The following is a 19,290-nucleotide window of genomic DNA, read 5'->3' on the forward strand; positions in this document are numbered from 1 at the left end:
TCCCGTATTACGGCTGGCGCCTAATACGGGCTACAAATTGGCACCATGCCACATTCAGGAGATCCTTCGCGCAAAAAGACGCGCTCAGGACGACGGGGCTCGGGTGGGCTGCATTACATCTATACATTATCACTCCATTTTTTTAGCTTTTTATGAGATAATGAACAATCTGCGGTTAGTTTTTGCACTTTAAATGATGCGGTGTATTTTTTATGAAGGCTAAAGTTATTATTGGTATGTCTGGCGGAGTGGATTCATCCGTTGCTGCCTGGTTGCTTAAAGAACAAGGCTATCAGGTTGAAGGTTTGTTCATGAAAAACTGGGAACAGGATGATGTGGATGGGTTTTGCCCCGCCGCCCAGGATCTTGCGGATGCCCAGGCAGTTTGTAATCAGTTACACATTCCTTTGCACAGCGTTAATTTTTCAGAACAATATTGGGATAGAGTCTTTGCCCACTTCCTCAGTGAATATGAAAAAGGCCGTACTCCTAATCCTGATGTGCTCTGTAATAAGGAAATTAAATTTAATGCCTTTTTAAATCATGCTTTAGAACTTGGAGCAGATTATATTGCTACAGGACATTATGCTAAAAACAAGATTGAAGGCAATGTGGGTCGTCTTTATAAAGCCAAAGACCGAGATAAAGATCAAACCTATTTTTTACATGCTGTAGAACCTGCCGCATTAGGTAAAACACTGTTCCCCATCGGTGATTACACAAAACCACAGATACGAGAGTTTGCCAGAGATTTGGGATTGGTTACCCAAGCCAAGAAAGACTCAACCGGCATTTGTTTTATTGGTGAAAAACGTTTCAAATCCTTTTTAAAGGAGTTCATTCTTGCCAAACCCGGAGATATTAAAAATACATCAGGTGAAATCATCGGCAAACATGATGGATTAATGTTTTACACCATCGGACAGCGTCAGGGATTAGGTATAGGTGGTTTACAAAACTCCTCTGACGAACCCTGGTATGTAGTAGATAAAGAGGTAGCAACCAATACTCTGGTTATAGCACAGGGAAGCCAGCATCCCATGTTGTATGCCCAGGGATTAATTTGTGGTCCAATACATTGGCTGGCTGATTGCCAGGATAATTTGCCTCTGACGTGTTATGCAAAAACACGTTACAGGCAAATGGAACAAGGCTGTATGATTTCGCCTGAAGATAAAAATCAGCATTATGTTATGTTCTCAAGCCCCCAAAGAGCAGTGACTCCAGGGCAATATGTGGTTTTTTATGATAAAAACCAATGTATAGGTGGCGCAACAATAGAACATATAATCAGATAATTGTTATACTATAAGAATAAAGTAAGTAAATATAACCCGGAGTTTAAAATGGCTGCAGTTGATATACTACCAACTACCAATGACATTTATTTTTCTGTAAGTGCTGCAGATAAAGTATCTGAGCTGATCAAAGAAGAAGATAATTTAAATCTGAATTTACGTGTATCCATCACCGGCGGTGGTTGTTCCGGATTTCAGTATGGTTTTAGCTTTGATGAAGAGATTAATGAAGATGACACTATAATTGAACAAAAGTGTTCCGATGGCAGTTCTACAGTCAAGTTACTGGTTGACTCCATGAGTTATCAATATCTTCATGATGCAGAAATAGATTACATCCAGGGAATACAAGGTGAACAATTTGTTATTCGTAACCCCAATGCCAAAACAACCTGTGGTTGTGGCTCTTCGTTTAGTATGGATGATGAGGATGATTTATAATGTGAATCAAATGAAGCCTGTAAAATGATATCGTTTCTTGCATGTGATTTCTTTTTATAAAAACACAACGGCCTGTTACCAGGCCGTTGTGTTTTTTCTACGGACTTCTGCGGGATAGAGAGTTAGTAAGGTTTAATAATCACTTTTGTTCCAACTCTAATAAAATTCTTACTCAACCAATTGGCATCGCCTGGTGTTACCCGGACGCAACCATGACTGGCATTGTAGTTTGGAACATCATAGGAACCGTGTATTGCATAATATTTACTGAAAAACATGCAATAAGGCATTGGAGCACCGCCCCTGCCTAATGGATAGCGGCTTGAACGACAGCCAGGCCCACCTTTACTGATTATTCTATAGACACCAGAGGGGGTTTTGCATCCTCTACGGACATCAGCACAATAGTGCTTCCCTCCTGAACCTCTTCCGGTACGAACTACTTTGCCATGCTCATTTATCGCTTTCCAGGACAAAGTATTGGGGTTGAAAATAAAGGTATTCCCCGCGGCATAGCCTGTATTAAAAAAGAAAGTGACCAATGAAATAAACAAAAGACGGACGACAAAATTAAAGCGAAAGTTGGACTTTTCCATAATTTTTCCTATTTCATTTCCATTACATTCATAGTCTAGACCAAAAAATGAACAAAGCAAAAAGTGGGTGATGAAATAGGAGCAGATTCGCTACGGGATTAGCTCATTGCTACTTCGATCCCGTATTACGGCTGACGCCTAATACGGGCTACGCACTGTGCTATTCCGGAGCAATTTCACCCCAATCCACGTCGTCCTGAGCGCGTCTTTTTGCGCGAAGGATCTCCTGAAAGTGGCATGGTGCCAATATTTGGAGATCCTTCGCGCAAAAAGACGCGCTCAGGACGACGTAAATCGGGTAATGGCAAGACGTACTACGGCATTTGGTTGAAAAGTCCATATCAAATTGCCCATTTATTCATCAGTTTCAAAACATTATGATTTTTTTAGAGGCAAATTAAATATTTATGTCCTACTATAATAATTGAGAACTCAAAAAAAGGATAACTCATCATGTCAAGGAAATTGCTTATTGCAACTATTGTTTTTGGTAGTACGTGTATTCCTTTTGCAGCAAATGCTGAAGCTGCTGCTAATAATCCTGCTGAAATGCCAAAGGATAGTTGGCTGAGCTCAATGACTCCTTTATTGCCTGAATTAATATGCAAAGGATTCATTCAGGATGCAGACTTGAAAAAGCGATTTGATGAAATAAAAATGACCTATGAGCAATGTGTTACTTTAATTCCTGAAAGTACCACAAAATGTCAAAATGAACTTTATGCCAATATTCCAGCAACGATTAATGCTGAAAGTGCAGCAACCTGGGGTAGATCCCTTGGCGAATGTATTGGTCGTGATTTTGCCGAAAAATATCTGGTTCCCAAGCAGTAATCAAACTCTTGGCATGAATTTTTATCTGTACAAACGTAATCCTTTGTAACCCGTATTAACGAAGCGCGTGATACGGGCTACAAATTCTGAAACCCGCATAGTACAATTATTTGAATATCCTCCCCACGATATTGCTTTATTTTAAGGCAGAAAACTCAAGCTTGCTCCTTACCATCATTAATTAAAGAAAACCGAGCCGCGACCGTGAGGAAGCGGAACAGTTACACTGACACGTACTTGATTTCCTGCACCTTACACATAGTTCTGGTTATACTGAGCTCTGTACCTCAACAAAATTTCCGCTCCTTTACAGTCGCGGCTCGGATTTGCTCTTATGAATCATTTTCGTGGAAATCCTTCGGCTCAGGATAACATGCTATGAATCTACGCTTCTTCTTTCCAATAATTAACGCCCGACTTTTTCTCAAGAAAGGCCACAAAACTTTGGTGTTGGTTTAATTCTTCTTCATCAGGTCTTAAAATTACCGGATTAGCTAAATGCAGTGCTGCAATTTCTTTGACGGTTATATTGTCTTTATTCGTAACAGTTTCAACTTCTGAAAACAGACTCGCCTGACCGCCAGTCATTGCCAAATAGACAAAGGCCAGAATTTCGGCGTCAAGAAGAGCGCCGTGTAACTGTCTGTTGGAATTGTCTATATCATAGCGCTTACATAAAGCATCCAGGCTATTACGTTGCCCTGGATGCTTGTCTCTGGCCATAACCAGGGTATCAAGAATATCACAATATTCTTCCAGCTTTTTCTGCCATTTGACGTGTTTTAATTCTGAATTAAGAAAGCCCACATCGAAGGGAGCATTATGGATGATTAATTCAGCACCACCAACAAATTGTAAAAACTCGGAAACAACATCAGCAAATAGTGGCTTATCTTTTAAAAATTCGGTACTGATGCCATGAACACGAAAAGCACCCTCATCGACTTCGCGCTGGGGATTAAGATAAACATGATAATGGTTGCCAGTTAACTTTCGGTCAATTAACTCAACACAGCCAATTTCAATAACCCTATGGCCTTGTTCGGGTCCAATACCCGTAGTTTCAGTATCTAATATAATTTGTCGCATAAATAAACCTGTATTATTCTATCATAACTCTGCTATACCCTGATTGGCCAAAGCATCAACCAAATCATTTTCAGCGTGCCCTGAGTGTCCTTTAACCCAATGCCAGCGAATTTGATGATTTGATGCCAGTTGGTCTAGTAACATCCACAGATCAGCATTTTTTACGGGTTCTTTTTTAGAGTTACGCCACCCATTTTTTTTCCAGCCTTTTAGCCAATCCATCATGCCCTGGCGCAAATATTGGGAGTCCGTATACAAATCTACTTCACAGGAGCGCTTGAGAGACTCTAGCCCCTTAATTGCCGCCATTAACTCCATTCTGTTATTCGTGGTATGCGATTCGCCGCCATGTAAGGTTTTTTCTGTGCCATTATAACGGAGCAAGACCCCCCAACCACCTGGTCCGGGGTTACCTTTACATGCTCCATCGGTGTAAATTTCAACTGTCATAAGAATAAATCGGTACAAAGTTCAACTTCAGGATCCATAGCATAACCGGAAAAGTCTGTTACGCCACCACGTTTTAACGCATCTTCATCAATAAAGAAATTACCGGTAACTTCCCTTGAGGGTTGATTGATAATCCAATGCGCTGCATCAGCCATTATTTGCGCTTTTCTGCTCGCCATGTACATTTCCCGGGGAAAATGGACTCTGATGGCATCAGTTGCAATAGTTGTTCGCGGCCATAAAGAGTTCACCGCAATCCCTGCTTCTTTAAATTCCTGTGCCAAACCTAAAGTACACATACTCATTCCGTATTTACTCATAGTGTATGCCAGATGAGGGGCAAACCAGTTTTTATCCATGTTCAGAGGTGGGGATAAGGTTAAAATATGAGGGTTGTCACTGTGCAACAGATGAGGAATTGCCGCTTGAGAGCAGGCAAAGGTAGCACGTGCATTCACTTCCTGCATCAAATCATAACGTTTCATAGGTGTATGAAGCGTATCTGTCAGATTAATTGCACTTGCATTATTAACCAGCACATCAAGCCGTCCAAAGGTTTCAATGGTCTGTGCCATGGCATTTTGAATTTGCGTCTCATCGCGCACATCAACCATTAAGGGAAGTGCTTTGCCACCTAAATTTTCAATTTCTTTCGCAACAGAGTAAATAGTTCCTTCCAGCTTTGGGTGTGGCTCGGCCGTTTTTGCAGCGATGACGATACTTGCTTTTTCAGCCGCAAATTTCAGGGCAATTTCACGCCCTATTCCCCGGCTCCCGCCAGTGATAAATAATACTTTAGTCATTTGCTCTCCTTTTGTATTGCGACAGGCACTCTGTTATTTCCTGATTTTTATTCCACCTATTTTTGATAAAAACAGGTGCATTAGTTTTCCGTATGGTGGGTAAAGCCAGGTTACAGATGATAATCGCTTTTGTACCATTACTGGTTTTAATTTTGAGAAAGTATCAAATCCTTCCTGGCCATGATATTGCCCCATGCCACTATAACCAACGCCACCAAAGGGTAAATCATCAATAGCTATATGCATCACCGTTTCATTTACAGTAAAGGCACCCGATAAAGTTCTGCTCTGTATAAAACGCTTTTCAGCCCGGTCTTCTCCAAAATAATACAAAGCCAGTGGATTGGGTCTTGAATTAATGTATTCGACAGCTTCAACCAAGGTTTTATAGGTTAGCACAGGCAAAATTGGCCCAAATAACTCTTCCTGCATTACCCTCATGTCATCCGTCACCGCAAACAGCAGATAAACCGGCAATTTTCTATTATCAGCCTCTTCTACACCATACTGGACAACTCGTGCGCCCTTATTGCGAGCATCCTGAACCATCTCAAGCAATCGTTCTCTGTGGGCAGGGGAAATAATGCTGGAATAATTATCGTTATTCATCAATTGCGGATAAAAAGTTTCAATAAAAGATTTAAACTCGGATTCAATCTTATTACCCCATCCCTCAGGAATTAATAAATAATCAGGGGCGATACACGTCTGTGCCGCATTCAGTAATTTACCCATGAATAGACGTTTGAAGTAATTGCTATTCATTGAAGAAGTTAATATTGCTGGTGATTTACCACCCAGCTCCAAAGTAACCGGAGTCAGATTCTCACTAGCTGCTTTCATGACCAACTTTCCAACAGCTGTAGATCCGGTAAACATAAGGTGCGCAAAAGGCAGAGCAGCGAATTGTTTTGAAACGTCTACATCACCATTAATAACGCAAATAAAACGCTCTAATCCCAGCGATTGGATGAATTTCTGTAATGCCAGGCCTGTATTGGTGGATAGTTCGGACATTTTAATCATGACTCGGTTGCCCGCAGCCAAAGCATAAATTGCAGGAACCAGGGCCAGATAAACAGGATAGTTCCATGGAACCATATTGCCAACAACCCCTAAAGGCTGTGGCATGACATAAGCGCTGGCTGGAAAGAATAACCAGGATACACTTCTACGTCTCCTTTTCATCCATTTTTTTGTATTTTTCAGGCAAAATCCAATTGCTTTTATCGTAGGAAAAATTTCCAGGAATAAAGTTTCATCTACTGAACGATGGGAAAAATCCTCGTTGATTGCTTCTGCAAGGTCGTAAGCTCGAGTTTGGAGCCCCTTTTTCAGAGTCTGCAAGACCTTTTTCCTGTCGCTCAAGGAAGGACAAGGATTTATTTGATATTCAATTTGCAATGCCTTAAATGGTGAATTCAGCTCCATAATCAAATCCTTATGCGGTTATCTCTTTTTCTATCTTAGACAGAGAAAATTCCTCGGCTAAAATTCCTTTTTTAACTATAGCTATGTCTGGTGCAAAATATCTGTCCTTGTCATAGGGTAAAACTTTATCCCTTAATTTGCTATAAATGGCATGTAACTTTGGTGATGTTCGCAGGGGCTGATGAAATTCCAGACCCTGGCAGGCTGCCAATAATTCAATCGCCAGGATGGTCGCTGTGTTGTCTATCATTTCATGTAAACGCCGCGCCGCATTGGTTGCCATAGAAACATGATCTTCCTGATTTGCAGAAGTAGGAAGGCTGTCTACAGAATGAGGATGAGACAGAGCTTTATTGTCGCTGGCACAAGAAGCAGCCGTTACATGGGCAATCATAAAGCCCGAATTCAAACCACCTTCTTTAACCAGAAATGCAGGCAAACCACTAAAATTCTTATCGATGAGTAAAGCAATTCGTCGCTCTGCATTGGCTCCCATTTCAGCAATCGCCAAAGCCAGATTATCTGCGGCCATGGCAATAATCTCGCCATGGAAATTTCCGCCCGATAAAATATCGCCATCCTCAGCAAAAACCAGGGGATTATCAGAAACAGCATTGGCCTCGACCTCAAGCGTTTGAGCTACAAATTGCATCTGGTGAAAAACAGCTCCCATAATTTGTGGCTGGCAGCGCAAAGCATAGGGATCCTGAACCCGGGTGCACTCACGGTGAGATTCTCTGATATCACTCTCAGCCAGCAATTCCCGGTACATTGCCGCAACCTGGGTTTGCGCGTCATGGCCGCGTGCGTGATGGATACGATGGTCAAAGGGTACATCGCTTCCGCGAGCTGCATCCACAGATAAAGATCCTGCGATAACAGCCGTCTCAAATAAATGTTCCGTAGTAAATAAAGCAGTTAACGCTAAAGCGGCTGAAACTTGTAATCCATTCAGAAGAGCAAGACCTTCTTTGGCTTCCAGTTCTACTGGCGACAAACCGGCGATAGTCAAGCCTTCATCAGCACTGATAAGTTTGCCCTGGTAACGTACCTCTCCTACCCCAAGGAGTGGTAAAGACATATGGGCTAGTGGCACCAAATCGCCAGAAGCTCCCACAGAGCCTTTGCACGGGATGCAGGGATAAACTCTGTGATTGTACAGTGCAATTAAAGCGTCAATTAATTCGAGCCTTACTCCTGAATAACCTTGAGCCAAATTATTAATTTTAAGCAATAATATTAATGCAACCACTTCATCTGAAAGCAAATCACCAGTGCCACAGGCATGAGAAAGAACAATGTTTCGCTGCAATTGCTGCAAATGCTCCGCTGAAATGGTTTGATTGGCCAGAGAGCCAAAACCGGTATTAATACCGTAAACCGTCCTTTTCTCCTGAATCACTTTCTTTACGGTCTGATGCGATGCATCAATCAAGGCAAAAGCATCATCTGAAAGTTTCAAAGGGAGTTGGCTCTTTAAAGCATATTTGATTGATTGCAGGGTCAATTGACCTGGTTCAAGTATAAAATACTCAGACATTTGTTTGCTCCTCTCCTGATTCCATTGGCAACCAAAGTGAATTCTCGGCAGCACATTGCCGAGCCAAGGCATATCCTGCGTCAGCATGACGCATTACACCTGTTGCAGGATCATTATGTAATACTCGTGATAATCGTTGTGCTGCTTTGTCAGTACCATCAGCCACAATGACTACTCCAGCGTGCTGAGAAAAGCCCATTCCAACCCCACCCCCGTGATGGATACTCACCCACGTGGCGCCGCTGGCGCAATTTAATAAGGCATTCAGTAGTGGCCAATCTGAAACCGCGTCACTGCCATCAAGCATTCCCTCCGTTTCACGGTTAGGACTGGCTACAGACCCTGAGTCCAGATGATCGCGACCAATGACTATAGGCGCTTTCACTTTGCCTTGTTTCACCATTTCATTAAAGGCCAGTGCCAGACGCGCCCTGTCTTTTAAACCTACCCAACAGATTCGTGCAGGTAAGCCCTGAAAGGCGATCTTTTCACGCGCCATATCCAGCCAGTGGTGCAGGTGTTTATCATCAGGAATAAGCTTTTTAACCATTTCATCGGTTGCATAAATGTCCTCAGGATCACCTGACAAAGCAACCCAGCGGAAAGGACCAACCCCTTCACAAAATAAAGGCCTGATGTAAGCGGGGACAAATCCTTCAAAGTCAAAGGCATTCTGTTCACCTGCTTCAAAAGCCATTTGCCTGATGTTATTGCCATAGTCAAAAACTGGAATTCCTCTCTTTTGAAATTCAAGCATAGCCTGTACCTGCACTGCCATGGATTTTTTAGCAGCTTCAACTACTTTAAGGGGAGCACTCTCTCTCATTTCTGCAGCGTGTTGCAAACTCCAGCCCAGCGGGAGGTAACCATTCAAAGGGTCGTGTGCACTGGTCTGATCTGTAACCAGCGATGGGTTTGCGCCGCGTTGAACCAACTGTGGGAAGATTTCTGCTGCATTGCCCAGAATTGCCACTGATAAAGGCTGCTTGTTTTGGCAGGACTCATCGATCCATTCTAACGCCTCATCAAGATTATCGGTATATCTATCCAGATATTTAGTGCGCAGACGCTTTTCTATACGGGTTAAATCACATTCAACAGCCAAAACGCTGGCTCCAGCCATGGTTCCCGCTAAAGTTTGGGCGCCGCCCATACCGCCTAAACCTCCGGTTAAAATCCAGCGTCCAGACAAATCACCGTTATAATGCTTTTTCGCAGCAGCAATGAAGGTTTCATAAGTACCCTGGACTATGCCTTGTGAACCAATATAAATCCAGCTCCCGGCAGTCATCTGACCGTACATCATCAAGCCTTTTTTATCCAGTTCATTGAAATGTTCCCAATTAGCCCAGCGGGGAACCAGATTTGAATTGGCAATCAAAACTCTTGGTGCGTCTTCATGAGTGGTAAAAACCCCTACCGGTTTTCCTGACTGGATTAGTAAAGTCTGATCCGCATCAAGGACTTTTAACACGTCAACGATTTTATCAAAACACTGCCAGTTTCTTGCCGCTTTGCCCAGACCACCATAAACAATCAGTGCATCGGGATCTTCAGCAACATCAGGGTTTAAATTATTACAAAGCATACGTAAAGCAGCTTCGGTCAACCAGCTTTTGGCTTGTTTTTCCGTTCCTGTATTTGCAGTAATAATGCGCTTACTCTTGTTATTATTCATCAGGAATGCTCCATGGCTAACAAATTTGGAAACATGATACACGAGAGCTGTTTCTGCGGGAATGATTATGGCCTGTGCTGGCTAATAAAAATTTAATGCATAATAAATGGGCAACGTGATATACTTAACGTAATTTGCCCCATTAACTTTCAATAAAGTGTAAAAAAACATGGATAAACATCCTAAGTCCTTGAGTATATTTTTCGCCACTGAAATGTGGGAGCGATACGGTTTTTATGTTGTTCAATCCCTATTAGCCCTTTATCTGGCCAAACATTTTGAATGGCCTGACAAGCAAATCTATGCATTGGTTGGTTCTTTTACAGCACTCACTTACCTTTCACCTCTTGTAGGTGGGTTGGTGGCAGATAAGCTCATTGGCCAGAAGCGCGCCATACTTTCTGGTGCTGTGGTCTTATTTATCAGCTATTGTTTTGTCGCATTACTGGATGGTACGTATGCATTAACTGCTGCATTGGCAGGTATAGCAGTAGGCACGGGTTTATTAAAACCTAATATCTCATCTCTATTGGGTAATGAGTATCTTACGGGATCCGCTCGCAGAGAAAGTGGCTTTACTATTTTTTACATGGGGATTACTTCGGGTATTATTTTAGGTACCACTGTACCCAGTATTTTGGGTTCTCATTTTGGCTGGGCAATATCATTCGCCAGTGCCGCAGTCGGAATGATTGTTGCATTTCTGGTCTTTTCTTATGGAATTGTCCAATTCAAAATAAAAGACTATAACCCCTTTGTTTTTCAATTTAAAAAAGTCGCTCTGGCCTTCGCCATGATTGCTTTTCTCTGGTTACTGTCCTTTTATATTCTTAATTCTCCAGGATTAGCCAACCTGATGTTCGGACTTGTAGTTCTTTTTTCAACCAGCTACATTCTCTATGCGGTTAATAAGGAAAACGCAAATCAGGCACGTCAAACGCTGGTTATTGGATTATTGTGCATTATCTCGGTAATGTTCTGGTCCTTTTACTTTCAAATGTTTATGTCGATAACGCTGTTTATTTCGAGAGTGGTGCAACCCGTATTCTACGGAATACAGTTTCCGCCCCCTTATTACATTACCATTCAAAGTATAGGAATGTTGATCATTGGCGTTATTCTGGCACGCAGAAGCTACCAACTCAATTTGGTTGAGCGCGGTCTAAGCACCGGAAAAAAATTCCTTTTATCCATGATATGCATGACGATTGCCTATGCAATTATCGCGTTTGTCAGCAGCTTTATTGATAAATCCCTTTTGCTTTCACCTTTGCTTATCATTCCTGCCTTCCTGATGATTTCATTGGCTGAACTCCTGTTGTCACCTGTAGGTTTGGCGGCAATCACTGTTCTTGCAGATAAAGACAAAGTCAGTACGATGATGGGAATATTTTTCGTTTCATTGGGTATAGGCGGATTTCTTGCCGGTAAATTGGCGGGATTAACCGCTATTCCTGAGGGTGAAACCAATATTGTGGCCTTAAAAACCCTTTATGCTACTGCTTTTACTCAACAATTAGGTATTCTCTTTATCGCCACTTTATGCTGTCTTGTTCTTTTTGCAGTAATTAAATTTTTATTGACTACGATTCCAAAGGCCGAAGAATAATATGCTTAGGCCTTTTTATATAAACCATTTGCTGATATCATTCGGCGCTTTTTGATAGAAGATTACGATACTCATGCCAGATACAAATCCAATGCTAGACAAGCTGTTAAAATCCCTCGATGATTCGCAGGCAATTGACTTGAAAGTTATTGATGTCCATAAGCAAACGACAATCACTGACTTCATGATCATAGCCTCAGGCCGTGCTTCACGTCACGTAAAAGCCATAGCACAGAAACTCATGGAAGACATGAAGTCTGCTGGCCTTGCTTCAATAAGTTCTACAGGCCTTGAAACAGGTGACTGGGCGCTTATTGATTTTGGCGATTTCATCGTCCACATCATGCTTCCTGAAAGCAGACAATTTTATAATCTGGAAGGATTGTGGGAAGAACACCTTTCTTCTTGATGAATTATGCTAAAAATTACACTCATTACTCTTGGTAATAAAATGCCCGACTGGGTTGTTCAGGGTTCGAACGATTATGCCAAGAGATTTAATGACGGCATCCAATTGAAAATAATTGAGATCCCGCTGATAAAACGTAGCAAATCATCCGATCTTAGCCGCATCATGGAAAAGGAATCCTCACTGATCAAAGAAGCCCTTCCTAACGGTGCAAGGCTTATTGCGCTGGAGATAGAAGGAAAGACCTTCAGCAGTGAACAGCTAGCAGTCAAAATCACCCAGTTGCAACAAATTTCAAGCCATCTGTGTTTTCTGATTGGCGGCCCCGAAGGCTTATCAAACGATGTACTACAACTCTGTGATGAACGCTGGTCATTATCCAAACTAACGCTTCCCCATCCTTTAGTGCGTATTATTTTATTAGAAACCTTATACAGGGCTTGGTCGATTATTAATAATCATCCGTATCATAAGTAAAAATAACTTATGTACCTTAGCCTTTCTTAAGCATCTAATCGGTTAGTAATAGGCCACCCCTACCGTCACTGCCATTAAGCTAAACTAACATGAGTTTCGGATAAGAAAGTTGTTTGAGCCAGTGTTTACCTCGAAGCCTTAGCACCATGCCAAGGCTTCGAGACAGCGCTATCGCGCTTCCTCAGCCCGAACGGCATCGAAGTAACGACAAGATCAAACAAGCTTCTTATCCGAAACTCACGTTAACTTAATGGTAGTGCCCCCTGCCTATTACATCGGCTAACGCTCACGTTTTAAGAATGCTTTGATTATATCCGGCTTACGATTTAGACCAAATTTAAATTTAATGTTATTAATGTGATTTTCAATGGTTCTCGGAGAAAGACCGAATTTTATTGCTACTTCCTTGGCAGTGTACCCAGATGAAAGCAGATGCAGACAGTCCATTTCGCGCTTTGTAAATTTAATCGACTTGCCCAGGTAATGGATAATCTGAGATTGGTTTTTTATCGTTGAGAGGTCAGGCTGAGAATCATTTAATTTTATCGAATCGCTGCTCCCTAATCTTAGCTGCATGTTTTCAGGTAAAATTATTTTATTACACTCGCCTTGAGTGATAAGTTTGTTAGCTTTGTTTTTGAAGTCAAATGAGAATTGCTCCAATATATCTATTTGATTTAGATAGAAATTTATAATTTTATGTTATAAAGAGATGAACTAAATATAAAATAGTCTATATAATTTTTATTGCCTTTTATAAGAAAAATAAAATTATCTAACCCAAAAAGATTTTTATAGTCCTTCAGTGCATGACTATAGACTTCATCATGAGCCTCCATTGCCAAATGATAATGATATTTCTCTTGCTCTAATTCATCATGTCTATAGGGAAAATTTGGAGCAACTTTATAACCGCACTTGAAATGGTGCTGATACAAGTTTTTATTGCTAATTAAAACAGATATTGATCCATCAATAAAATAACGAATTACGTCTACTCCCCATCTACAGCGTACGTAGGATATCCATAGACACAACTTCATTTCAGTAATTGTTAATTATTTATTTTGCTCAAGCCAACGGCGTAATTCTTCGTTAGTTTTGTCATGTACCGAGAGTATCTGTTCGTAAAGGGGTTCAAGCAATGTTCGATGTCCCGCTTTATAATATCGTTCCAAGTATTGGCAGGCAAAGCGCATTTTTTGAGCTCCGAGATAAGCCAGACCGCCTTTTATTTTATGTGCAATTTTTTCGACTTGCTCCCAATTATGACTTGAATATTCCTGTCTTAACTGGATAAAGTCTTGTTGCATAGACTCAGAAAGGTAACTTTCCACCAGTGTCATCAGAAATTGCTTGTCGGGGATTTGTTTCAAAGCGAGTTCTTCATCAAACAAGGGAAATGGTTCAAGAATAAAAAGTTCCTCTTCTGTGTCTGGTAAATCAGCCCCTAGTGCCACTTTGCCAGGACTGTTTCTGGTTGTGGTTTCTTCTATTATTTTTTGTATATGATCATGCAGCGTGTCAATTGGAGTTGGTTTACTTAAGACTTCATCCATTCCACTCTTGGTACATTCTTCAAGAGCAGCTTCTCTGGCGTGTCCAGTGAGTCCAATAATGGGTAATCTCGGCTTTCCAAGTTGCTGTTCCTGTTTGCGAATTCGTTGACTTAATTCATTTCCAGAAATACCGGACAAGCCAATATCGGTAATCATTAAATCAAAATTTTGACTGTGCAATAATGCCCATGCTTCCTCTCCCGTTGTAGCTGATGCAAAAGTGTAATTCTTTTGCGATAAGAGAATGCCTAAGGTTTTTAATGCAATTATATTGTCTTCAACCAATAGAAGATGAAAGGCTTTGCCAGTTGCAGCGGATGGAATATCAGATGGGTGATGTTTCCCTTCGTCTCTTGATGCTATAGGGCACACCAAATCAAAATGAAAAGTACTCCCAACTCCCTCCTTACTCATTAAGGTAATCTGACCACCTAACAGTTCCACGTAGGATTGTGCAATATGAAGTCCTAATCCGAATCCTTTGGAAATACTCTTGTATGATGGGTTTACTTTAAAAAATCGACTAAATACTTGTGATTGAACCGATTCCGGGATACCGATACCGGTGTCGGATACACTAAATTTTAGATGCGCCTGTTTCTCATCACAATGTAACGCTTCAATTTTTAAAGTGATACGACCAGATTGAGTAAATTTAATCGCATTACCCATTAAATTTAATAAAATGCGATGGATTTTATTGCGATCACTTTTAATATAACGAGGGACGTCAGGTGTAATATCTACTTTAAGTTCCAATTGTTTTAATATGGCCGCAGGTGATTCCAGGCGAATTAAATCATTAATGCATTGGTGTATATCGAAGCTTTCTGTCTTAACACCGGTTTCTCGAGGGCTTTCTACACGAATATCTTCCAAAATTTCATTAAGCATATGTAATAATTCTTCACCACTATCATGCAGCATATGTGCTTTTTCTCTGTCCTGAGCATTTTGCAGCGTTTTTTCCAAAATTTCTGATAATCCAATAACTCCTGTTAGTGGTGTTCGGATATCGTGACTCATATTGGCGATAAATTCCGTTTTTGCCTGATTTGCTGCCTCAGCCAGTTCTTTAGCTTTTTGCAATGCCTTTTCGACAGATTTCATTTGAGTAATATCTATTGTATTTCCAATAATCCCAATAAGTTTTCGATGTTCATCATATAAAGGCCTTTTTGTCGAATGGAGAAAAACCTCTTGACCGTCTGATAATTGAGCTTTTTCTTCAACTATTATTTCCTTTTGATTATTAATGACGCTTAAATCATTAATCCTGTAGCTGTCTGCAGCAGCTTTGCTAAACAATTCATAATCCGTTTTTCCAACTACCTCTTGTTCCTTTGGTGTTTTTATGACGCCCATTCTAGTCAAGCTCTCTAAACAATGCGTATTCAACCCCAGCCACACTCCATCCTTATCTTTCCAATAAACATCACTGGGGAAATTATCAAGAATACTTTTTAATTGAAAAATCATCTCAGACTGAGCCTTAATAATTTTTTCCAATTCTGAAACATCATGTTTGGAGTCCTTGTTGCCACGCATTTCGTTCATGCCTTGTTTTTTGATTCTGACTATAATTAGATTATAGAGCTATTTCCTGTCATTTTGTAAACGACAAAAAATACCACATGAGAGGGATCACATGTTAACGCCAGATGGACAATCAGCCAGAAAAATAGAAAAGGTTATGCTTCTTTCTTTATGGGCCAATGAACTGAATGAACGTTTCACTCCTAAAGATAAAAAAATGATTTTTGCAGGGTTGGGAAGGCCGACCTACCCTATCAATCAACGAACTATAAAGTCTTATTTAAATTATTGGCAGCGTTTAAATGATATATCCACTCAATGGCACTCTAATCCTGAGGCGGTATTAGATAATCCTGCTATAGACTATGGTGATCCGCGGGGAGACAAAGAACCACGAAAAATTATGGCGGAAAGAATGTCTCAATGGTATGAGACTGAAATAAAACCCGAGCATATTCTATTCACAGTTGGAGGAATCGGCGGACTCAGAGCAATTTTTGATACCTTCAATAGTCATTTTGAGGACATTCCCGGTTACAGAATCATCACGCCATTTCCTCACTACAGTGTGTATTCGAACGATCCTATGCATCAACTTCATCCTGTTCATGTCATGAATAATCCCGGATACAAACTAACTGCTCAATCAATGCGAGAAAGCATAGAGCAAGCTTATGAATTGGCCGAAGAAGACAAAGGTTACCCTCAAGCCATATTATTGTGTAACCCTTCCAATCCACTGGGAAATACGATTGATGAGGAAGAATTAGTTAAAATTGCTGCTTTACTGAGAGAATATCCCGATCTCTATCTTATTTTTGATGAGGCTTATTCCGAATTGTCTTTTAAGCCCATACCTTCATTTTTAAAAATCGCACCAGATTTACAAAAGAGAGTCATTATATTGCGCTCGGCAACTAAAGCTTTATCTGCAGCGGGTGAACGTATGGCTATTCTTTTAGTCTTTGATCCTGAAATGATGAATGAATTATTAAATAAAAATATTAATTACTTCATTCATGTTCCCCGTTCAGCACAAATCGCTTATGCAGAAACAATGGCTTCTTTTGATCATCACGAACAAAGCAGATTATCAACTTATTATGAAAAAAAGGTACTTTATGTACTTGAGCGTTTAGAAAAAATGGGAGCCAGCATGCCCGATCCCCACTATAAAGTGGAGGCCACGTTTTATGCATTGGGAGATTTTAGTGATTTATTTGGATTGCCAATGCCAAAAGAAGCACTCCAGGTGTTTCAAAAAACAGACACCGTGAAAACCGATGAGGACATGGCTTATTACTTATTGTTTAACGATGCCCTCATGATTGCACCATTATCTTATTTCGGATTGGAAAGAAACAGTGGCTATATGCGGATTACATGCAGCGCTACCGATGCTGAACTAGAAGAATTAATGAATCGGTTAGAACAACGTTTAGTGATTGCAAGACAGATTAAAAAGGAGAATTTAATCCATGTTATTAATAACCATGCGTCACAAATAAAAGATCAAGATACTCATGTCTATGAATTAGTTATTACTAAAATAGCCCCTTATTTATCATCTGAGTCTAATAGCTTCAAACTAAAAGAACAGATCAAATCTTTGACAGAAATGAGAGACTTTGTTGAGGATTGTATTAAGATTATGAAATAAACTAGTTTTATATAGCACTGTCCTGAATGGCACTTACTCAGGGGGTTTTCTATTCGTAGCCCGGTCTGCTTGCAGCCGGGAACTGACAATAGTTACAAAGCCTGAATTTTAACCAAGTCTCCATTCCCAGCTGCAAGCAGCTGACTCTTGATCACATCTTTGCCATTACCCGATCTACGTCGTCCTGAGCGCGTCTTTTGGCGCGAAGGATCTCCTGAAGCGGCATGGTGCCAATATTTGGAGATCCTTCGCGCCAAAAGACGCGCTCAGGACGACGTAGATCGGGCTGTGTAGAAGAGTTAGCTGCAAGCAAACGGGCTACAAAAGTGCCACTCAACACTGCACACGACCTCATCTTCTTTCTGACTCCAATACACCACGGAATTCTGAGATCGCACTATTAGAATGATTTGCAAGCCAATCTTCATCCAAAAAACAGGTTAAATTTTCTCTATCTATTCTTGGGTCATCCTGATGCTTGAGCCACTCATTAATAACAAAACGCTGATAAGTTGCATCAAGAGCATATACGCCATTAAGTACAGTAGTATTCAAATAGTCCGAAGCCTGTAATACAGCAGCCACCACTAAAGAACGAGTCAACTGAATGTCGTTTGCGGGTACAGACTCTCCTGTGTTATCAAAATTGACAGGAAACCCACCTCGTAACAAATGAACCGATGCGCCAAATTCAGTCTTAAATTCGATGTCATCCATAGGATCAAAAACAGTAGGCATTTGTCGATTAATCATTTGTAGGAATGACAGATACTCTTTATCCTCCGAGGAACAACTAATCAAGGTCTTGTTTCGGGTGGCTAACCTCAATTGTTCCAATTGACCTTCAGAAATATCACGACCACTGCATCCAAATATATAATCCGCAGAAGCAACAAGTGCGCTCATGTCATTTGTGAAGATAATATTTTTTGTCTTACCAATAGAGTGCTGCTGCGATGAATCAATATCATGTACGATTAATCGACATCCCAACTGCTGTAATCGATTAACTACTGCTTTGCCTATCGCCCCAAAACCAACAACACCAAAAACAAAATCATTAATATTCTCCGGTAAATAGGCATCAATTTTATTGACTACAGTCTCAGCAATCAGTGAAGACTCCAAAAATCGCTTTGCTGCACTGTTAGCTACGTCTATCACAGGAATAGGCGGAGTTCCGTGCCTTTCGCTATTGATAAATCCTGCTGTTGTTTTCTCTATTCCTATAACTTTGTAATGTTCCAGGAGCGCCAAGGGTAAATACGTGATGGCATGTCCCCCATGATCCATTACAAGGATTTGCTCTACTTGTGAATCAAGTTTCTCTACCATTTTTGCCCAGAGCCAATTGATATCCCGAATAAAGCTGTGTGAGTATTGACCCAAAGCCGTTTGCATAGAGCAAGGTTGATAGTGAACCCCTTTTTGTACCAAGGTAGAAACAACTGACTCACATTCAGAATAGCGCTTTCCTAAAATAAAAAGATTTTTAGGCTTTGCCCCCAGGTGAATTAATGCATCAACGACATTAATTGAAGTCTGCAGAGGATGATGAACATAAAAAATCGCGGTTTTACCCAATATATTTGCTTTACCTTCTTTATAGGCCCTTTCTAAAAGTGAGTCTAAAACAGGTAGTGAAATATCAGGGTATCCAACCTTACCATTAAAGTGTATAGGGTCTGCATCTTTATCCAATTCATCCTTGTTGAATACTTGCATCAATTGCACTCCAGTTATGTAGACCACTAAAAGAACCCCTATTTTAGTATATTTATTAGACATTAACAACATTTTTTAGACTTCTAATTTGCCTCCTCGGTAATTTTTTCTATAAAAACATGAAGTTGTGAATTTTTGGCCTATTGACTATTCTT

The 19,290-nt window shown here is 40.7% G+C and carries 17 protein-coding genes; 7 read left to right on the forward strand and 10 right to left on the reverse strand.

Annotated elements, in window-relative coordinates; translation table 11 throughout:
* The first annotated feature begins 212 nt into the window (after positions 1-212).
* Both mnmA and erpA read left to right on the forward strand, forming a co-directional pair.
* Positions 213-1,298 (forward strand): tRNA 2-thiouridine(34) synthase MnmA, encoded by a 1,086-nt coding sequence (gene mnmA / locus B094_RS0105695; protein WP_018576839.1) that lies wholly within the window; start codon positions 213-215, stop codon positions 1,296-1,298.
* Positions 1,299-1,346: 48 nt separating this feature from the next.
* Positions 1,347-1,739, forward strand: coding sequence for an iron-sulfur cluster insertion protein ErpA (erpA, locus tag B094_RS0105700; RefSeq protein WP_018576840.1), 393 nt, complete (start codon positions 1,347-1,349; stop codon positions 1,737-1,739).
* Between the two features lie 122 nt (positions 1,740-1,861).
* Here the strand turns inward: erpA and B094_RS0105705 are convergent, their stop codons facing one another.
* On the reverse strand, positions 1,862-2,335 hold the full coding sequence (locus B094_RS0105705) for a L,D-transpeptidase (RefSeq protein WP_018576841.1): 474 nt from the start codon (positions 2,333-2,335) through the stop codon (positions 1,862-1,864).
* Between the two features lie 453 nt (positions 2,336-2,788).
* Here B094_RS0105705 and B094_RS0105710 point away from each other — a divergent pair, with 453 nt between their 5' ends.
* Positions 2,789-3,169 (forward strand): hypothetical protein, encoded by a 381-nt coding sequence (locus tag B094_RS0105710; protein ID WP_018576842.1) that lies wholly within the window; start codon positions 2,789-2,791, stop codon positions 3,167-3,169.
* 384 nt (positions 3,170-3,553) lie between these two features.
* On the opposite strand, the gene dnaQ is transcribed toward B094_RS0105710, so the two are convergent.
* From dnaQ to hutU, 6 genes are read right to left on the reverse strand one after another with little or no spacing between them, the layout of a single operon-like run.
* Positions 3,554-4,258: a DNA polymerase III subunit epsilon gene (gene dnaQ, locus B094_RS0105715; RefSeq protein ID WP_018576843.1), complete on the reverse strand. Its 705-nt coding sequence runs from the start codon at positions 4,256-4,258 to the stop codon at positions 3,554-3,556.
* A gap of 21 nt (positions 4,259-4,279) precedes the next feature.
* Positions 4,280-4,708 carry a ribonuclease HI gene (gene rnhA, locus B094_RS0105720; protein WP_018576844.1) on the reverse strand — a complete coding sequence of 143 codons (429 nt, stop codon included), beginning with the start codon at positions 4,706-4,708 and terminating at the stop codon, positions 4,280-4,282.
* Entirely contained in the window at positions 4,705-5,511 is an 807-nt protein-coding gene (locus B094_RS0105725; protein WP_018576845.1) for an SDR family oxidoreductase, read from the reverse strand. Before B094_RS0105725 ends, rnhA begins: the two co-directional genes overlap by 4 nt.
* Positions 5,512-5,544: 33 nt before the next feature.
* The gene (locus B094_RS0105730; RefSeq protein WP_018576846.1) at positions 5,545-6,942 is read right to left on the reverse strand and encodes a coniferyl aldehyde dehydrogenase; all 1,398 of its coding nucleotides are present in this window, start codon (positions 6,940-6,942) and stop codon (positions 5,545-5,547) included.
* Between the two features lie 10 nt (positions 6,943-6,952).
* On the reverse strand, positions 6,953-8,482 hold the full coding sequence (gene hutH, locus B094_RS0105735; RefSeq protein WP_018576847.1) for a histidine ammonia-lyase: 1,530 nt from the start codon (positions 8,480-8,482) through the stop codon (positions 6,953-6,955).
* The gene (gene hutU, locus B094_RS0105740; RefSeq protein WP_018576848.1) at positions 8,475-10,160 is read right to left on the reverse strand and encodes a urocanate hydratase; all 1,686 of its coding nucleotides are present in this window, start codon (positions 10,158-10,160) and stop codon (positions 8,475-8,477) included. The genes hutH and hutU overlap by 8 nt, the downstream gene beginning before the upstream one ends.
* A gap of 169 nt (positions 10,161-10,329) precedes the next feature.
* Here hutU and B094_RS0105750 point away from each other — a divergent pair, with 169 nt between their 5' ends.
* From B094_RS0105750 to rlmH, 3 genes are all read left to right on the forward strand, one after another.
* The gene (locus tag B094_RS0105750; RefSeq protein ID WP_018576850.1) at positions 10,330-11,769 is read left to right on the forward strand and encodes a peptide MFS transporter; all 1,440 of its coding nucleotides are present in this window, start codon (positions 10,330-10,332) and stop codon (positions 11,767-11,769) included.
* A gap of 73 nt (positions 11,770-11,842) precedes the next feature.
* Positions 11,843-12,178 carry a ribosome silencing factor gene (gene rsfS / locus B094_RS0105755; protein ID WP_018576851.1) on the forward strand — a complete coding sequence of 112 codons (336 nt, stop codon included), beginning with the start codon at positions 11,843-11,845 and terminating at the stop codon, positions 12,176-12,178.
* A 6-nt stretch (positions 12,179-12,184) separates the two neighbouring features.
* Positions 12,185-12,655, forward strand: coding sequence for a 23S rRNA (pseudouridine(1915)-N(3))-methyltransferase RlmH (gene rlmH, locus B094_RS0105760; protein WP_018576852.1), 471 nt, complete (start codon positions 12,185-12,187; stop codon positions 12,653-12,655).
* A 279-nt stretch (positions 12,656-12,934) separates the two neighbouring features.
* Here the strand turns inward: rlmH and B094_RS17700 are convergent, their stop codons facing one another.
* Positions 12,935-13,231, reverse strand: a complete 297-nt coding sequence (locus B094_RS17700; protein WP_428829128.1) for a helix-turn-helix transcriptional regulator — start codon at positions 13,229-13,231, stop codon at positions 12,935-12,937.
* A 482-nt stretch (positions 13,232-13,713) separates the two neighbouring features.
* Positions 13,714-15,771 (reverse strand): PAS domain-containing hybrid sensor histidine kinase/response regulator, encoded by a 2,058-nt coding sequence (locus B094_RS15790; protein WP_155823662.1) that lies wholly within the window; start codon positions 15,769-15,771, stop codon positions 13,714-13,716.
* 91 nt (positions 15,772-15,862) lie between these two features.
* Here B094_RS15790 and B094_RS0105780 point away from each other — a divergent pair, with 91 nt between their 5' ends.
* Positions 15,863-17,410 carry a pyridoxal phosphate-dependent aminotransferase gene (locus B094_RS0105780; protein WP_018576856.1) on the forward strand — a complete coding sequence of 516 codons (1,548 nt, stop codon included), beginning with the start codon at positions 15,863-15,865 and terminating at the stop codon, positions 17,408-17,410.
* 351 nt (positions 17,411-17,761) lie between these two features.
* On the opposite strand, the gene B094_RS15795 is transcribed toward B094_RS0105780, so the two are convergent.
* Complete coding sequence (locus B094_RS15795) at positions 17,762-19,198, reverse strand: NAD(P)-dependent oxidoreductase (protein WP_162263932.1); 1,437 nt, start codon at positions 19,196-19,198, stop codon at positions 17,762-17,764.
* Between the last annotated feature and the right edge of the window lie 92 nt (positions 19,199-19,290).

The sequence above is a fragment of the Legionella shakespearei DSM 23087 genome (genome assembly GCF_000373765.1).
Lineage (GTDB): Bacteria > Pseudomonadota > Gammaproteobacteria > Legionellales > Legionellaceae > Legionella > Legionella shakespearei.

What these genes read in the sequence shown, in the direction of transcription:
- mnmA (WP_018576839.1), top strand. Translation starts at nt 213, where the DNA reads ATGAAGGCTAAAGTTATTATTGGTATGTCTGGCGGAGTGGATTCATCC.
- erpA (WP_018576840.1), top strand. Translation starts at nt 1,347, where the DNA reads ATGGCTGCAGTTGATATACTACCAACTACCAATGACATTTATTTTTCT.
- B094_RS0105705 (WP_018576841.1), bottom strand. Translation starts at nt 2,335, where the DNA reads ATGGAAAAGTCCAACTTTCGCTTTAATTTTGTCGTCCGTCTTTTGTTT.
- B094_RS0105710 (WP_018576842.1), top strand. Translation starts at nt 2,789, where the DNA reads ATGTCAAGGAAATTGCTTATTGCAACTATTGTTTTTGGTAGTACGTGT.
- dnaQ (WP_018576843.1), bottom strand. Translation starts at nt 4,258, where the DNA reads ATGCGACAAATTATATTAGATACTGAAACTACGGGTATTGGACCCGAA.
- rnhA (WP_018576844.1), bottom strand. Translation starts at nt 4,708, where the DNA reads ATGACAGTTGAAATTTACACCGATGGAGCATGTAAAGGTAACCCCGGA.
- B094_RS0105725 (WP_018576845.1), bottom strand. Translation starts at nt 5,511, where the DNA reads ATGACTAAAGTATTATTTATCACTGGCGGGAGCCGGGGAATAGGGCGT.
- B094_RS0105730 (WP_018576846.1), bottom strand. Translation starts at nt 6,942, where the DNA reads ATGGAGCTGAATTCACCATTTAAGGCATTGCAAATTGAATATCAAATA.
- hutH (WP_018576847.1), bottom strand. Translation starts at nt 8,482, where the DNA reads ATGTCTGAGTATTTTATACTTGAACCAGGTCAATTGACCCTGCAATCA.
- hutU (WP_018576848.1), bottom strand. Translation starts at nt 10,160, where the DNA reads ATGAATAATAACAAGAGTAAGCGCATTATTACTGCAAATACAGGAACG.
- B094_RS0105750 (WP_018576850.1), top strand. Translation starts at nt 10,330, where the DNA reads ATGGATAAACATCCTAAGTCCTTGAGTATATTTTTCGCCACTGAAATG.
- rsfS (WP_018576851.1), top strand. Translation starts at nt 11,843, where the DNA reads ATGCCAGATACAAATCCAATGCTAGACAAGCTGTTAAAATCCCTCGAT.
- rlmH (WP_018576852.1), top strand. Translation starts at nt 12,185, where the DNA reads ATGCTAAAAATTACACTCATTACTCTTGGTAATAAAATGCCCGACTGG.
- B094_RS17700 (WP_428829128.1), bottom strand. Translation starts at nt 13,231, where the DNA reads ATGCAGCTAAGATTAGGGAGCAGCGATTCGATAAAATTAAATGATTCT.
- B094_RS15790 (WP_155823662.1), bottom strand. Translation starts at nt 15,771, where the DNA reads ATGAACGAAATGCGTGGCAACAAGGACTCCAAACATGATGTTTCAGAA.
- B094_RS0105780 (WP_018576856.1), top strand. Translation starts at nt 15,863, where the DNA reads ATGTTAACGCCAGATGGACAATCAGCCAGAAAAATAGAAAAGGTTATG.
- B094_RS15795 (WP_162263932.1), bottom strand. Translation starts at nt 19,198, where the DNA reads ATGTCTAATAAATATACTAAAATAGGGGTTCTTTTAGTGGTCTACATA.